At 67.9% G+C, this 14322-nt stretch carries 19 protein-coding genes and 1 pseudogene; 8 read left to right on the top strand and 12 right to left on the bottom strand.

The features are described 5' to 3' along the window. Nucleotides 1-651: 651 nt before the first annotated feature. The 5 genes from ACWCO8_RS17825 to ACWCO8_RS17805 all read right to left on the bottom strand — a co-directional run bounded on the left by ACWCO8_RS17825 (nt 652) and on the right by ACWCO8_RS17805 (nt 3581). On the bottom strand, nt 652-2031 hold the full coding sequence (locus tag ACWCO8_RS17825) for a pentapeptide repeat-containing protein (protein WP_451032985.1): 1380 nt from the start codon (nt 2029-2031) through the stop codon (nt 652-654). Between the two features lie 138 nt (nt 2032-2169). Further along, nucleotides 2170-2553: a DinB/UmuC family translesion DNA polymerase gene (locus ACWCO8_RS17820; protein ID WP_451033325.1), complete on the bottom strand. Its 384-nt coding sequence runs from the start codon at nt 2551-2553 to the stop codon at nt 2170-2172. A 78-nt stretch (nt 2554-2631) separates the two neighbouring features. Beyond that, nucleotides 2632-3066, bottom strand: a complete 435-nt coding sequence (locus ACWCO8_RS17815) for a hypothetical protein (RefSeq protein WP_451032984.1) — start codon at nt 3064-3066, stop codon at nt 2632-2634. Between the two features lie 145 nt (nt 3067-3211). After that, nucleotides 3212-3337, bottom strand: coding sequence for a hypothetical protein (locus tag ACWCO8_RS17810; RefSeq protein WP_451032983.1), 126 nt, complete (start codon nt 3335-3337; stop codon nt 3212-3214). Nucleotides 3338-3368: 31 nt separating this feature from the next. Then, entirely contained in the window at nt 3369-3581 is a 213-nt protein-coding gene (locus ACWCO8_RS17805) for a hypothetical protein (protein WP_451032982.1), read from the bottom strand. A 217-nt stretch (nt 3582-3798) separates the two neighbouring features. On the opposite strand from ACWCO8_RS17805, the gene ACWCO8_RS17800 reads away from it, so the two are divergent. From ACWCO8_RS17800 to ACWCO8_RS17790, 3 genes are all read left to right on the top strand, one after another. Further along, on the top strand, nt 3799-4953 hold the full coding sequence (locus ACWCO8_RS17800; protein ID WP_451032981.1) for a pentapeptide repeat-containing protein: 1155 nt from the start codon (nt 3799-3801) through the stop codon (nt 4951-4953). Between the two features lie 233 nt (nt 4954-5186). Continuing rightward, nucleotides 5187-5795 (top strand): hypothetical protein, encoded by a 609-nt coding sequence (locus ACWCO8_RS17795; protein WP_451032980.1) that lies wholly within the window; start codon nt 5187-5189, stop codon nt 5793-5795. A gap of 57 nt (nt 5796-5852) precedes the next feature. Beyond that, nucleotides 5853-6152, top strand: a complete 300-nt coding sequence (locus ACWCO8_RS17790) for a hypothetical protein (protein WP_451032979.1) — start codon at nt 5853-5855, stop codon at nt 6150-6152. Between the two features lie 413 nt (nt 6153-6565). On the opposite strand, the pseudogene ACWCO8_RS17785 reads toward ACWCO8_RS17790, so the two are convergent. From ACWCO8_RS17785 to ACWCO8_RS17775, 3 genes and pseudogenes are all read right to left on the bottom strand, one after another. Further along, nucleotides 6566-6793: pseudogene (locus ACWCO8_RS17785) on the bottom strand (transposase); the annotation flags it as partial. Nucleotides 6794-6959: 166 nt separating this feature from the next. Then, complete coding sequence (locus ACWCO8_RS17780) at nt 6960-7919, bottom strand: hypothetical protein (protein WP_451032978.1); 960 nt, start codon at nt 7917-7919, stop codon at nt 6960-6962. Nucleotides 7920-8035: 116 nt separating this feature from the next. Then, entirely contained in the window at nt 8036-8221 is a 186-nt protein-coding gene (locus ACWCO8_RS17775; RefSeq protein WP_451032977.1) for a hypothetical protein, read from the bottom strand. Between the two features lie 390 nt (nt 8222-8611). Here ACWCO8_RS17775 and ACWCO8_RS17770 point away from each other — a divergent pair, with 390 nt between their 5' ends. Genes ACWCO8_RS17770 through ACWCO8_RS17760 form a run of 3 tightly spaced genes read left to right on the top strand, consistent with a single transcriptional unit; the run spans nt 8612 to nt 9974 of the window. Continuing rightward, nucleotides 8612-9268, top strand: a complete 657-nt coding sequence (locus ACWCO8_RS17770) for a restriction endonuclease (protein WP_451032976.1) — start codon at nt 8612-8614, stop codon at nt 9266-9268. After that, nucleotides 9241-9681: a Tn3 family transposase gene (locus ACWCO8_RS17765; protein WP_451033324.1), complete on the top strand. Its 441-nt coding sequence runs from the start codon at nt 9241-9243 to the stop codon at nt 9679-9681. The genes ACWCO8_RS17770 and ACWCO8_RS17765 overlap by 28 nt, the downstream gene beginning before the upstream one ends. Then, entirely contained in the window at nt 9573-9974 is a 402-nt protein-coding gene (locus ACWCO8_RS17760) for a Tn3 family transposase (RefSeq protein WP_451033323.1), read from the top strand. The genes ACWCO8_RS17765 and ACWCO8_RS17760 overlap by 109 nt, the downstream gene beginning before the upstream one ends. 103 nt (nt 9975-10077) lie before the next feature. On the opposite strand, the gene ACWCO8_RS17755 is transcribed toward ACWCO8_RS17760, so the two are convergent. Both ACWCO8_RS17755 and ACWCO8_RS17750 read right to left on the bottom strand, forming a co-directional pair. Beyond that, nucleotides 10078-10707 carry a dihydrofolate reductase family protein gene (locus ACWCO8_RS17755; RefSeq protein ID WP_451032975.1) on the bottom strand — a complete coding sequence of 210 codons (630 nt, stop codon included), beginning with the start codon at nt 10705-10707 and terminating at the stop codon, nt 10078-10080. Next, nucleotides 10704-11507: an alpha/beta fold hydrolase gene (locus ACWCO8_RS17750; protein ID WP_451032974.1), complete on the bottom strand. Its 804-nt coding sequence runs from the start codon at nt 11505-11507 to the stop codon at nt 10704-10706. The genes ACWCO8_RS17755 and ACWCO8_RS17750 overlap by 4 nt, the downstream gene beginning before the upstream one ends. A gap of 142 nt (nt 11508-11649) precedes the next feature. Between ACWCO8_RS17750 and ACWCO8_RS17745 the strand changes: the two genes are divergently transcribed. Beyond that, a complete protein-coding gene (locus ACWCO8_RS17745; RefSeq protein WP_451032973.1) occupies nt 11650-12258 on the top strand; it encodes a TetR/AcrR family transcriptional regulator in 609 nt (202 codons plus the stop codon). 212 nt (nt 12259-12470) lie between these two features. Next, nucleotides 12471-12680 carry a hypothetical protein gene (locus tag ACWCO8_RS17740; protein ID WP_451032972.1) on the top strand — a complete coding sequence of 70 codons (210 nt, stop codon included), beginning with the start codon at nt 12471-12473 and terminating at the stop codon, nt 12678-12680. 204 nt (nt 12681-12884) lie between these two features. Here the strand turns inward: ACWCO8_RS17740 and ACWCO8_RS17735 are convergent, their stop codons facing one another. Then, nucleotides 12885-14072, bottom strand: a complete 1188-nt coding sequence (locus tag ACWCO8_RS17735) for a sigma-70 family RNA polymerase sigma factor (RefSeq protein WP_451032971.1) — start codon at nt 14070-14072, stop codon at nt 12885-12887. Continuing rightward, the gene (locus ACWCO8_RS17730; protein ID WP_451032970.1) at nt 14065-14289 is read right to left on the bottom strand and encodes a hypothetical protein; all 225 of its coding nucleotides are present in this window, start codon (nt 14287-14289) and stop codon (nt 14065-14067) included. The genes ACWCO8_RS17735 and ACWCO8_RS17730 overlap by 8 nt, the downstream gene beginning before the upstream one ends. Nucleotides 14290-14322 lie beyond the last annotated feature (33 nt).

Here is a 14322-nt window from a genome sequence, read left to right as displayed (position 1 = left end):
CACCTGGACCGGCAGCGGGCCGAGGAACTGGGTGACCGCGTCCCGGTCGGGCAGGTGCAGCACACCGCCCCGGTGGCCGGCGTGCGCGGAGGCGGTGGCGGCGGTGGCCCAGGTGTCCGCCACCCCGATGCGGGTGTCGACCCCGGCCTGGATCCAGGCCCGGGTTCGGAACTGCTCGGCCAGCTCGCCCGCGCCCATGCCGAACAGGCGCAGCGCTCCCTTGACCTGCGCGAGCGCGACCGTGGGCGGCAGTGCCTGCACGAGCGGGGTGAAACCCCGCGAGGAGGTCCAGGACGGCCCGGTGGTCTCCTCGGGGGAGGTGTCCGGGCGGCACCCGCACGTGCCACAGGGTGCGCGGCGGCGTGGTCTGCGTAGGGAGGTGTAGCGGGTTAGGCGTGAGCGGGCTGTCCGGCTGATCCCGGGGGCGGCGTGGGGCGTCCGCCGACCCGGCCACGGGCAAGCGTGCCGGCTAGGCCGTCACGGGTGCCAGAGAGACTCAGCTCGCGGATGAAGTCGGCAAGCGCGGCGAAGACGGAAGACCAGTCGGTCGCCGGGGTCGCGGCCGGCTCTGGCCCCGATCTTCACCAGTCTGGGGGGAGAGAGATCGGAATGGCCCCGAGGGGCGTAGCCGACCGATTGCGCCCCCTCTCCCTATGGACTCGGAAGCCAAGCCATGGCCAAGGTCACCGTCGTCGTTATAGGACTTCCGACGGCAACAAGAAGTCCGTCCGGGGCTGGTCCCGTCGCGTCGGTGAAGTACACCCTGCCGCCGGAGAACGCCGCGCTACCGAAGGACACCCTGCCGCCGGAGAACGCCGTGCTGGCGAAGGACACGGTGCTGCCGGAGAACGCCGCGCCGTCGAAGGACACGGTGCCGTCGGAGAACGCCGCGCGGCCGAAGGACACGAAGCCGTCGGAGAACGCGGCGTCGCCGAAGGACACCCTGCTGCCGGAGAACACCGCGCCGCCGAAGGACACCGCGCTGCCGGAGAACGCCGCGCTACCGAAGGACACCCTGCCGCCGGGGAACGCCGCGCTACCGAAGGACACGGTGCCGCCGGGGAACGCCGCGCCGTCGAAGGACACGGTGCCGTCGGAGAACGCCGCGCCGTCGAAGGACACGGTGCCGTCGGAGAACGCCGCGCGGCCGAAGGACACGATGCCGCCGGCGAACGCCGCGCCGTCGAAGGACACCCTGCTACCGGCGAACGCCGCGCCGTCGAAGGAAACGAAGCCGTCGGAGAACGCCGCGCCGTCGAAGGACACCTCGCTGCCGGAGAACACCGCGTTACCGAAGGACACGATGCCGTCGGAGAACACCGCGCCGTCGAAGGACACGGTGCCGTCGGAGAACACCGCGTTGCTGAAGTCGATGAAGCCGTCGATGGTGACGCCGGTGAGGTCGAGGTCGCAGCCCTGCCAGGAGCGGTGGGCTCCCCTGGGGCGTCTGTAGTGGTCACCGATGATGCGCAGGATGGTGTGCCGGACCTTTCGGAAGGCCAGGTAGCGGTGTCGTTCCTCTTGGTCGGCGGGGTCGGTGCCGGGGTCGGGGGTGAAGGGCAGCTGGAGGTAGGCGCACAGGACATCGATGCACGTCTGGCGCAGGCCGTCGTCGGGAGCGTCGTCGGCGAGGCCGGCCAGGGCGTGGACGCCACCGAGCCGGACGGCCGGGGAGTCCGAGCCGAGTTTGTCGACGGCCTGGGAGAACCGCTCGGTGTGCAGCCGGGTGGCGTCGCGATGGGCGCCGGCCTCGTCCACGCGCTGGCGGCGGTAGGCGACGACCAGGGCGACGAGCGCGCCGGCCCCGGCGACCACGCCGAAGGAGAGCTTCACCAGGTCGAAGAGCGTCTTCGCGTCGAGCTTCGCGGTGCTGTCGATCTCCTGGATGTCGAGCAGGACGATCAGACTGTAGAAGGCGCTGCCCGCTGCCAGGACTGCTGCAGCGAAGGTGACCGTCAGGGCCCGGCCGACCTTCCACAGTCGTAACTCCCGGTCGTTCGGGGCTGATCGCGGTCGTCGGATGGCTCTCATGAGGATGAAGACCGGGCTCCATGGCCAATGGTTGCGGTGCTCTTCGAAAGCCCGAAGGGCGCGAGCGACCGGCTCTGCCGCCTCAGCCCCTGGGGGTCAAACCTCTCGTCCGCACCCTCCGGAGGACAGCGGCGCGGCTCAGCTCGCGGTCACGTAGGCCCCCGCGGGGCCGGCCACCCGGTGCCCGTACCGCTGGTTGAGGCGGTCGATCACGGGTTCCAGGCGCAGCCGCATCTCGCGCGAGTGGTCGAGGGAGAGCTGCGTCCCGGGCCCCTGGTCGGCCGGGGCGAGGGCGTCGGCGATGAGGGTGAGGCGCCGGATCCGTGCCCGCTGGCACGCGAGCGCGTCCAGAAGCCGCAGCGCCCCGGTGCGGAGGTCTTCGGTGTGGGCGGAGGGCTGGGGTAGGCGGCGGGAGCGCTGGACGCTGGAGCCGTCGGCGAGCCGGACGGCGAGGGTGAGGCCCCCGGCGATCTGGTCGCGGCCGCGGATCCGGTCGCCGAGTTCGAAGACGAGGTCGAGCAGGGCCGCGCGGACCAGAGTGGCGAGCAGGAACCAGAAGATGGTGCCGGGGATGCTGGAGCCACGGCGCCCTCCCAGTGCTCACAGCGCGGTGACGGTGCCACCCTCCAACCGTTCGTCCGCGTCCATCGCATGTGCGCGACAAGCCAGGAACGAGCCACCGTGCGCGTCGGTGACGTTGTGGGTCAGCGGCTCCCCGCAGGCACTGCCCAGCCGGTCGTACCCCCAGGAGCGAGCGCAGGCCAGCTCGGTGCACCAGCAGCGGCCGCCGCTGCTCCGGAGGGTGTTGCCGTGATCGGGGCAGACGCCCCACGGGACGGCGCATACGCTGCCGTCCCGGACCGCGCGGGCGCGGGTAAGGTCGCTCGTCCCCTCGGAGAGCGCGTCGCGGGCATGCCGGATGGCTCCGGCTGCGTCCTCGAGGCGGAAGCCGGTGCCTCGTGTGTCCTCATCCGCGGTCTGGAGCCGGGCCCGGAAATCTCGGATGCGGCCCTCGAGGTCGTCCGCCTCGGCCATCAGGGCCCGCAGCTCGGCGGGAGTCGGCTCGTGCTGCTCGGCGGCCTGGTCAATCGACTTCGACGTACGTGACGATCAGGATGCTCCCGGGCGCGGTCGCGAAGAACACGATCCGTACGCCGGAGTCCTGGTAGTCGCGCAGCGCCTAGGCGGTGGCGTGCGCCTTCACGTCGGCCGGATCGGCGGCGATCTCGTTCAACGCGGCGTCCAGCTGCGCCATCTGCACGGTCGTGAGGGTGCGGACCTGCGTCTCGGCCGGCTCGATGAACACGATGCGCGGCCGACGACCGCTGCGGGAGTGCTTAGGCGACATGCGGGTCCTGGTCGCTTCGGTCGCTGTCGGGCAGGCCTCGCTCGGCCCGGATGTCGTCCCAGTCGCGGCACCGGTCCAGGTCGATTCCCTCGGAGGCCAGGTTCTCGAAGACGTAAGCGAGCGCCGGGTTCCCGGGGAACTCCGCCCGGGCGGCGTCGCGGAGCTCGCGCTGCTCGGCCTCATCGAAGATCAGGTGCGCCATCGGATCCTCCGGCGGTCGGGTACGCCTCTGAGGCTAGCGCAGCCATGGGCAGGTGTGGCCCGTCCTTGTAGGCGATCGGCCCGCGACCGCTGCGAGCGCGGTTCAGGCCGAGATAGAGTTCCGTCCCGCGCTGCGGGAATCAAGTCGGGGGCTGGACTCTGAGGAATGCCGGTGTGGCGGACCTTGACCGATGATCCCGTCGTGAGGCAATGGGCGAGTGACCCGATTCGCATTCTTCCGGACCATCCGCCAGAGCCAGCAGCGACGCGCGGCCCGGCGCCGTCTGGCGAGACGCCGCCGCCGTGCCGCTGGCACCACGCAACAGACCTCGCGCCTGTCGGTGCTTCTGCTCAGCCTTCCGGGACTGGCTGCTATTGCCGCGCTGCTCTTCACTTGGCTGCAGGTGAGTCAGTCGGGCAAGGAACTGAAGATCATCGAGGACCAGCAGATCACCGCACGCTTCAACACCGCCATCGGCAACCTGTCCTCGGACTCGGTCGACGTGCGCATGGGCGGGATCTTTGCACTCGAGCGCATCATGAAGGACTCCGCCGCCGACCAGCCCACCATTGTGTCCGTGCTCTGCGCGTACGTACGCCGGAATGCGCCGCTACCGCGGAAGGCCCCACCGGCACTCGACGTGTACGCCGCCATGGACGTCCTGGCACGACGCAACCCAGATCACGACAAGGGCCAGCACCTATATCTCGGCCGCACTGATCTACGAGACTGGGGGGCGGTGGCTCAACCAGTGGACGAGGCACATCTACACGAGGCGTGGCTCGGAGGCGCGGACCTTCGCGGAGTGATCCTCAACTTTGCAGACCTCGGCGCCGCAGATCTGGTGGGCGCGAACCTAACCAAGGCACAGATAATCGCGTCAGATCTCACCGACGCCTACCTCGAGCGCGCCCGATTGAACAGTGCGGACTTCACGAAAGCCAACCTCACGCGTGCCTGGCTGTGCAACTACGAGGAGACAGACTCAGCCATCGCCGGAACAGCCTGCGCCGACATGAACGGAACGAACTTCTCGGGCGCCGACCTAGCAGAAGCTGTGCTCATTGGCGCTGACTTGAGGAAAGCGAACCTCTGCGAACGCGGCGTGTTCATCGTGCTGGGGGAGGATGGCGACGAGCAGGAGGTCGGCTGCGCCAGTTTGCGGAAAGCAGACCTTACGGAGGCCAATCTCGCTGGATTGGATCTTCATGGGGTGGACCTGTCAAACGCTGTACTCGACTATGCCAACCTGACGAACGCCGACCTGCGCGGCGCAAAACTCAGCGGAGCGAGCCTCAAGCACGCCGTCACTACCGGAACGACCGGGCTGCCGGGAGTTCAAAGGGGGTCCCGGGCGCCCGGACGTGAGTAGTTGAGGTACAGGAAATCCCGGCGAGATTGATCTTGCTCGGGTTCGCCTACTTCGCGGGTGCTTCCAGCTGGCGGGGGACAGTCGGCGCGCAACCCATTGTCAGCCCCGGGCGACAGGACGCCCGGCATGAGTGACCGGGGGATCGCCCTGATCGCCGTCGGATCGGAACCCGCCACGCTATACGCATCTCGGCCAGATCCCCCGCAACAGCGTTGTGGCCGCTGGGGGGCGCGGTGGACGATCACGCCATGGCCATGGGGGAAACGATCGTCGCAGCGGTCAGCGGAATCAGCGGAGCGGGAATCGGTGCCTTCGCCGCGCTGCGGGTCCAGCGTGCGAAGCGCCGCGACGATGCTGAAGCGGTCAGCGCGGCGCAACAAAGAGCCGACACCGAGCTCACCTTGGAGATTCTCGCAACAGCGCGCGCTGCAGCCAGGGCTTGGTTCCTGTTCGTGGAACAGACCCTTGCGGGCTTGGAAGGGGGACGCAGCCGCCCCAGCGACTTGGAGCTCATGGTCCAGGTGCGCAATGAGGTACAGGCCTGCGCCGACCCGTTGTACAGGCTGGCAGGGCGCCCGAAGCTTCCCTACGAGAAGGACGAGCGGGCAGCCGATCACCCGCCGTTCGTCGACAGCCTGACCGAGATATCCAACGAGGTCTTGCGGCTCGTAGTGAGGCACGCGGAGACGCCTGCCACCAGTTACGAACTTCAGGCGCTCAGCAGCCGCGCGTTGGTTCTGCGCCGCAATATCAGTGACTTCCTGATCAAGATGACCGAGGCCGCCACCGGACAGACCATCGCGGGAGCCTTGACGTCAACCGGCCACACGACTGTCTGGTAACTGCCCAATAGCTCACGACCTGTCGGGCATCGTCGTCAGCGTGGAAGGATCCCCGGCATGAGTGAGTGGGGGATCGCTCTGATCGCCGCCGGGTCGGCCATCCTGGGCAGCGTTACGACAGGGTTCTTCGCCTGGAAGGCCGGCCACCGCCAGGCGGCCGCAGCGGAGGCCGCGGGCAACGCGCAGGCGAACGCCCTGATCGCCACCGTCCAGGCCACCCTCGACGAGCAGCGGCGGACCCGGGCGGTCGACCAGCGCCGACAGGTCTACGTGCAGCTTCTGGAGATTCGCGACCGACAGATCGACGGTCGCGAAGCCCTAGGGCCTGTTTCAGAAGTGGATCACGAACGAGCGTGACGTTCGGCTGCAGCGTGCCACCAGCCGGGCGGAGAGGGGGCTGCGACCCGGGCGGTCGGCTGGTCGGGATGCAGTCCATGACGTCGCAGCGCGTCGACATGGATATGGACGTCGAACCAGCCGTGCCACCGACCATCGGTACCGACACCACAGGCCAGATCCCAACGGACCTCGGTCTCGTCGAAGGGCATCCAGTCGATGCCCCGATCGCGCAGTCAAGCGCGGACGGCCGCCATGGGCCGGGGGCAGCCCGGCAGGTTAACGTAGGCGGTGACAGTGATCCAGTCGGCGCTCGGCGTGTTCATGGTGTCCATCATGCCCGGCGCTGGTCCGGCATGAAGGCCGATGGCCTTGCCAGAGCCACTTGTTGATGGCCGCGACCAGTACGGTCGCCTCATAGCGGACGGCGAGCTTGTCATATCGCGCTGCCAGCGGCGGAACAAACCGTAGACCGTCTCCCATGGCCCGTATCGCTCGGGAAGATCTCGCCACGTTATCCCGGTCCGGGTCCGGGTCCGGAACCGTATGCCATTGATCAGCTGCCGCTTGCTGTGCACCGGCGGCCGTCCGGGCTTGACGCCCTTCGGCAGCAGCGGATCCAGCACCGTCCACTGAGCGTCAGTCAGATCTCCCCGAGCCACGAAGCAAGATCATCGCACGGCCTTGATCCACTTCTAAAACAGGCCCTGGGACGGAGGCGACTGTGGCGCTCCCGGGCCTGCGACGATGTCGATATCCCGGCCCGCCTGATCGACGCCACGCTGTACGTCACGACGGCCCCGTGCGACGACTGTGTCGGCATAGTCTTCAACAACACAACGATCCTGATCCATCCGGTGGCCGTAGGGGACCGCGGTCAGGCCGTAGGGGTGCGCTACTGGGCTGCTCGTCCAGCCCCAGTTCCCGCCGCATTTGCGGGATCCGAGATCGGGCGGCGCAGATGGCCTCGTACTCGGGGTCGACGGTGCGACCTACCAGCTCGTAGAGGCCTGCAACCCCAAGAAGATCCTTCTCGTATTCGGCAAGGCATCGCCTTCCGGCCTCCGCCGCAGGCATCTCTTCGCCTCGCCATTCGGCAGTCTGGCCGGACCGCTGAAGGAACTGCCTCAAGAGTCCAAGCACTTCATCGGATTCACTCCAAAGGGGCTTGTTGAGGTATTTCACGTCCGCAGCTTCGACAGCGCGTCCTGCATTGAAAAGCACCTTCACATCAGCCCGAAAGAAGGCGGCAGGAGAGTCGAAGGCAACCAGGAATCGATCGGTTTCTCCCGGCAGCAACACCTGGGACACCGACTGAAACTGCTCACCCTTCTTTCCTTTTCGGCTAGGACCGCTGTAGTAGTACGTGGATCCTTGGAGGCTGTCGAAGCCCGTGGATCTCACATTTTCCGGGAAAGCGATACGGAAGCCATGTCGAACTTCCAGAACGCTCAATACGATCTCATAGATATAGGCGGTCTCGCCTCCGGAATTGCGCAACTTAACGTCGATGATCACCTGCGATCCCGGTCGACTCTCGTCGATTGCGAGGCCAGCGCGCTCCCCCTCGACAAGGTTTTCGACATCGACGAACGAGGCATCGACGATCTCGATCTGAGCTTCCTTGACCTCTTTCGCGATCCAGGCCGCCTGTAGCGCTGCCCGTTCAGCGGTTCGAGCCGTCTCCAGCGCCGCTCGTTGCACGGTTCGAGCCGAGCGCATGGTGGCCCAGGAGCCGAGGGCTGCGCCGATGACGCCGGCGACCGCCGCGATGATGACTTCAACCATGCCGGGACCCTAATTCAACTCAACTCCATGCTCCAGGTGGCGACATGACCATCCAGTTCGACATCACCTTCAGCGCGACACCGAGCACGGAAGAGGTCCGGCCATGAAGATCGAGTTCAAGAACTGGCCGCGAGGCCGGCCAGGCGGTCGGTTCCCTTGTCGTCGGCGTCCGCGTGGGCCGCCGCCGCGATCAGGCGCCCGGTCGGAAGGTCCAGCTTCGAGACGACATCTCGGCGGTGGCTCGCGGGATCGAGCGAGGCGCGAAGGAGGTCCATGACGGGCACGTGCGTGAGTTCGCTCATCACGCCATCCTGCCCACCGGGCCGCACGCCCGGGTCGGAAACGGCAAGAACGCGGACTCAACGCCTGCGGCACGACTCCTTGTCCAGAGGCCGGGACGAGCGCGCGAAGTGATGGCCCTCCCTGCACCATGAACGGAAGAAACACTGGGTTACCACGGTCCGCCCCGCGCTTACCACCACAGCTCACAGGCCCGTGGTGAGTACGCATCTTCGACGAAAAGCTGACCGTCGTCATCGTCCTGGCGCTGGGCATCCTGATCGCCCCCACACCGGCCGGTGAGGGCATCGCGAACTTCCTGGGGCAGCTGGCGACCGGCGTCACGCAGACCGGCCGATGAGCCGGCGTACCGGCACACACTGCGGACCACGGACCTGCGGAGCGAGGGAGTGATGGCGGCACATCGACGGCGCCGGCGCTTGAAGAAGACCCGCAAGCAGTTGCAGGTCTGGGGTGCGGTGGCAGCGGTGATCGCTGTCGTGTGGGCCGCCGGGAACTGGTCACGTGTCTGGCCCGTCCTGGTGGCCGTACTCGCCGCAGCGGTGCTGGGCGGGGGCGGCTGGGCGCTGCTGCGGGCGCACCGCCGGGCGGTCGGCCAGGACCTCGCGTGGCGGGCGCAGGAGGAGGCTCGGGCGCGCGAGTTGTCCAGGGCCCAGGTCGACGCCCTGACGTGGCAGGAGTTCGAGACCTACGTCGCGGAGCTGTGCCGCCGGGACGGCTGCAGAGAGGTCGTCGTCAGCGGCAAGAGCGGCGACCTGGGCGCGGACGTCGTCGGCTACCTGGCCGACGGCCGCAAGCTGGTCATCCAGTGCAAGAAGTACGCGGCGCACCGGAGCGTGTCCTCGCAGGACATGCAGAAGTTCGTCGGCACCGTCCGCCTCGAGCACGGTGCGGACGTCGCCCTGTTCGTCACCACCTGCCGCGCGTTCATGAGGGACGCGCTCGGCCTGGCGCTGCGCCAGGGCATCGTGGCCCTGCATCGCACGCGGATACGCAGGGCCAGAGCTTCCCTGTCTTCGCCCTGGCGCACCTGCTGGGCTTCGACCTGATGCCCAGGATCAGGAACTGGAAGGACCTGACCTTCTACCGGCCCGCCAAGCAGACGGAGTACGTGCACATCGATGCCCTGTTCGACGAGGCGGGCCGCAACGTCATCGACTTCGACCTGATCGAGTCCCAGTTCCGGCACCTGATGCGGGTGGCGATCTCGGTGCGCGAGGGTGCCATCTCCTCCACCCTGCTGCTCCGGCGCCTGCGCGCGGGCTCGCGTAAGAACGCCACCTACACCGCCTTTCGCGAGGTCGGCCGCGTCATCCGCACCGTCCAGTTGCTGCGCTACCTCTCCGATGCCCGCTGCGCCGGCGGGTCACCGCGGCCACGAACAAGGTCGAGGCGTTCAACGGCTTCTCCCAGTGGATCGGCTTCGGCAACGGCGGGGTCATCACCGACAACGACCCCGTAGAGCAGGAGAAGACCGCGAAATTCAACGCCCTGCTCACGAACGCGGTCATCTTCCACAACGCCCTGGACATCGCCGAGATCGTCCGTCGGCTCCAGGAGGAGGGCTATGCCATCGATCCCGAGGACCTGGCGCACATCTCGCCGTACCTGACCGAGCACATCCGCCGCTTCGGCGAGTACTCCACCCACGAACTCGGCCTTGAACCCGAGGCGTACGACCCGCACCTGGACGTCGACTTCAGTCCGCTGCGCGGCGACGGCCCTGGCAGCGACCGCTACGGTCAGGCGGCCTGACTACCCGCGCCAGGAGAACCACGAGGGGTCATCAGTCGGCAGCCTCCCGCAGGTGGCCGCTGCAGCCTTTCCTGGTTTCGCGATCTTGGGCTGTACCGCCCTGTCAAGTACGTGCCTGGGACGGTGCGATCCGGTACGTGAGGTGAGTGACCTGGGGAGAGTCGACCACCCGTGTGGGCACGAGGCCGAGACCGGGCGAGACGCCGTCGAAGAGCCGGACGCCAGAGCCGAGTACGAGGGGCGCGAGGTGGATCTGGAGTTCGTCCAGCAGCCCGGCACCGAGGTACTGCCGTACGGTGTCCGCACCGCCGGAGATCTGAACGTCCTTGCCCCCCGCAGCCTTGCGAGCCTGGGCCAGCGCGCTGTCGATCCCCTCGGTCACAAAGGTGAAGGTGGTGCCGCCCTGCCGCACCCACGGTTCCCGCGGGGTGTGGGTGAGGACGAAGACGGGGGCGCGGAAGGGCGGCGGGTCGGGCCAGCCGACCTCGCCTTCGGCGAACATCTGCCGCCCCATGATGTAGGCGCCGGCACGGGAGAAGTTCTCTTGGACGATGTCGTCGTCCTGATTGGTCTCCCCGCCCTTGATGCTCTGGCGCTCCCGCCAGCTCTCGACGCCGAAGACCCATTCGTGGATGCGCATTCCGCCGTCGCCAAGCGGGTTGTCAGGGCGGGAGTTGGGCCCGGCGATGAAGCCGTCCAGGGACATGCCCAGACTGGCGAAGACCTTGCTCACGCCTGCTCCCCAGTGGTGAAGAAGCCGGTCAGAACGGGGGCGAGGACCTCCGGGGCGATGCCGTGCTCCTGGCCGGGGAAGACGTGCAGGGAGAAGTTGTCGGCCAGTGCGGCGAGCTCCCGCGCCCCGGTGAGCATCTGCGGTGCGCCCGCGTCCCCACTGCCGACGAGGACGGGCACCGTCACAGACTGCCAGCGGTCGGCGGGCAGCGGCCGGCCGGACATGGTGTCGCCCATGACCCGGCCGTCGTAGGGCAGGGTGCGGGCGGTGGCCTCCATACCGGCCCAGAAGGGGGCCTGCCGCATCCCGCCGACGGCCTCGGCGGGCATACCCACGGCCGCGGTCATGAAATAGGCCACGGCATCGCCGTATGCCCCCTGCTTCACGAGCTCCGTCAGGTGGGCGACGTAGTCGGCGGGCAGCGGCGGGCGGCTGTCGTCGGTGATGAAGGGCGGCTCGTACACGGCCAGCCGGGTCACGGCGCTGCCCCGGGCTACGGCCTCCAGCGCCAGTACGGCACCGGAGGACATCCCGAACACCATCGCCTCGCCACCCGCGCGCTCGATCAGCGCGTCCAGGTCCTCGACCTCGCGCTGCACGTCGTACTCCGGGCTGTCCCCGCTGTCGCCGCGGCCCCGGCGGTCGTACGTGATCACGGTGCAGTGCTCGGCCAGCTGGCCGGCGAGTTCGGCGGAATCGCCGCGCGTCATGAAAGCGCCGCCGACGAGCACCACAGCAGGGCCCGAGCCCTGCTGCTCGTATGCGATGGTCGTGCCGTCGGTAGAGAACACCTTGTCCATGAGGAACCACTCCCAATTTCTGCGCTGTACGCGGGGCCGGAAACTCAGGGCCATCGGAACTAGACGGTACAGTACCCATGCGGGTACTGGTCAGTCCAGTACTCTTCTGTGGGGGATGAGACGGATGGAGAAGGAGTCGATGATGGACAGCCGTTCAGAGCGCAAGCACCAGGCGATCCTGGAGGCCGCGACCACGGTGTTCCTGGACAAGGGGTACTCGGGGACGAGCATGGACGACATCGCGAAGCTGGCCGCGGTGTCCAAGCAGACCGTCTACAAGCACTTCTCCGACAAGGAGAAGCTCTTCGCCGACATCGTCCTGGCCACCACCGACCGGCTCGACACCACGATCGACCTGCTGGCCGACCTCCCGACCGACGGCGCCGACCTGGAAGAGATCCTCACCCGGCTCGCCCGCCAGCTCCTGGCCGCCCTCACCGACCCCCGAGTGATCCAGCTCCGGCGCCTGATCATCGCCAACGCCGACGTCTTTCCCGACCTGGGAACCGAGTGGTACGAGCGGGGCTTCGAACGAGGGCTCGCCACGCTGGCGGCGACCTTCCAGCGCCTGACCGACCAGGGACTGCTCCGCATCGACGACACGCTCCTGGCCGCGAACCACTTCTCCGGACTGCTGCTGTGGATCCCGGTGAACAAGGCCATGTTCACCGGCAGCGCCCAGCACACCGACGCTGACCTCGACCGCTATGCCGCCGCCGGCACCCGCGTCTTCCTCGCCGCCTACCGCTGACCACCACTCCGCAACAGCCGATCTGCCAGACCCGGAAAGTTTTCAGAATCGCCATCAGTGCAGGGCATGCCGATCTCCGAGCGCCTGGAGATGAAGCGGGCGGTGCTCGCCTGGCTCGACTACCAGCGCAGCGAACTCCGCCGAGAGATCACCGAACTCGAAGCCCAGGAACGCAAGCAGAGTCCACGGGTGGCATCGCTCGGGCCGAATGGATGTGGAAGATCGAGCCCTCCCGCACCGGAATGCCACTGCTGCACCGGGGCGACTGCGCGACGTACGGCGAGTACACCGACCTCCTCACCCGCGAACAGGTCATGGCCGCCGGCTGCTCGCAGCGCTGCGCGATGCCGCGTACCCCCTCGGGCTGGAAGCCCAGCGCCCGGTGCATCTCGTGTTCGGTAGCGGCGACGGCGGGTGTGTGAGCGAGAGACGGATGACGGGCGTACGGGTATGGGGCGTCTTACGGCGTCCCCATATGTGCGGAGCCGCGGAGGGCGTAAAAGCCGGCTGGGCACCGGTTCAGCTGACCACGGTGGGGTTCCTGGGTGACCCATACCGGCCCCAGACAATTGCGGCCGGAGGCGCCGGTCGCAGGTTGGTCGCGGTCCAACGGCAAGGTGAGGGGTTCAGCGCCGCCCAGCGGATGGTGAACCAGCCTGCAGCAAGTCCCACAGTGGCCCGGACCCTCCCGCCCACTCGCCCAAGACCGCTCGATCGACCACGAGCAACTGCTGCGATCCGGCGAATTCGAGCGCAGGCTTGGAGATCCTGCCGTTGGTCACGAGCACGACGACATCGCCCCCGTGAACCGACCGGCCGGTGCCGCTGAGGGCCTGCAGATCAGGGGCGCCCACCGGGGCGCCGGCAAGACCGGCCCTGCGATGCTTGCACTGGATCACCCAGCGCCGCCCGAACGGGTCCGTCGCCTTCACGTCCACGCCGATATCGCCGAAGCCACCGCCGACCGCCGCATCCGCGCACCCGTCACGCCGCATCATGTCCCTGACCGCGCGCTCGAACTGCGAGGAATGCAGCACGTCTAGATCTGCGAGCAAAAAACGCGGCCCCCGAGCTGCCCCAGGCTTCCTCGATTCCACACGTTGCCGTAGAACCACCCATCCCACGCCGACCGCCGATACCAGGATGATCAAGGTCACCGGGGCCAAGAGGAGGAAGTTCACGGCGGCCTGGAGCAGTGCCACTTCGTCATCGGAGCCCACTTCGACCCACTGGAAGCCGCTGATCAGCTTCCTGTACCAGAGGCTGAGAGCGATACAGCCGATAAGGATCAGCGAGGCGAGGACGGCGGTGGCGCGGCGGATGTGGGTGGCGACGGTTCCCTTGTTCAGGCCAGTCATGATTGCGAGCTCGGCGTGTGTGTAACCCACTGCCTTGGAGAGCAGGATCAGGCGCCGTTGTTGGGGCGACATCCCCTTGAGGACGTCTTCGAGGTCGAGCCGTCCCTCGGTGTCCTCTTCCACGTCCGACACGTGGAGGGGCTTGTAGGTCTCGGCGGTGCGGTCGGTGGTGTCGATGGGGTCGGCTGGCTTGCGGCGGGCTTTGTCGGCGGTGTCCCTGACCTTGTTGCGGACGACGGCGCACAGGTAGGGGTACAGGTCGTCGATCTGCTTGTCCCGGGCGTTTTCGAGGACGGTGAGGAGGGCTTCTTGGAGGATGTCCTCGGCGTCGACGCGGGAGGCGGGCAGGCCGGCGGCGTTGAGCTGGCGCCGGGCAAGGCGCCGGAGCGCCTTGCCCTTGTCCTGGTGGACCTGGGTGAGCCGTTGGTCGAACGGCAGGTGGTCGGCGTCAGGCACGCTCGTGGTCCTTCGTGCCGGCGCCGTGGTGGTCGGTGGGGGCAGGGAGTTGGACCTGGGCCTTGATGACCTGTGCCGCGCCGTGGGCGCGGGCGAGGTCGGCCATGCCGTTCGCGTGGATCAATTCGGCTTCCCCTCGGGCGCGGCTGCGGTCGCCTGCGATCTTGATCAGCTTGTCGGCGATGGGGACGAGCACGACGAGGGCTGCCGCGATCACGATCTCCATTGTGTTCCCTTCGGACGGGCTGCG

It is taken from the genome of Streptomyces sp. NPDC001927, from assembly GCF_053594455.1.
The sequence above is the reverse complement of the archived record's forward strand: the minus strand, read 5'-3'. Positions and strand labels throughout refer to the sequence as shown.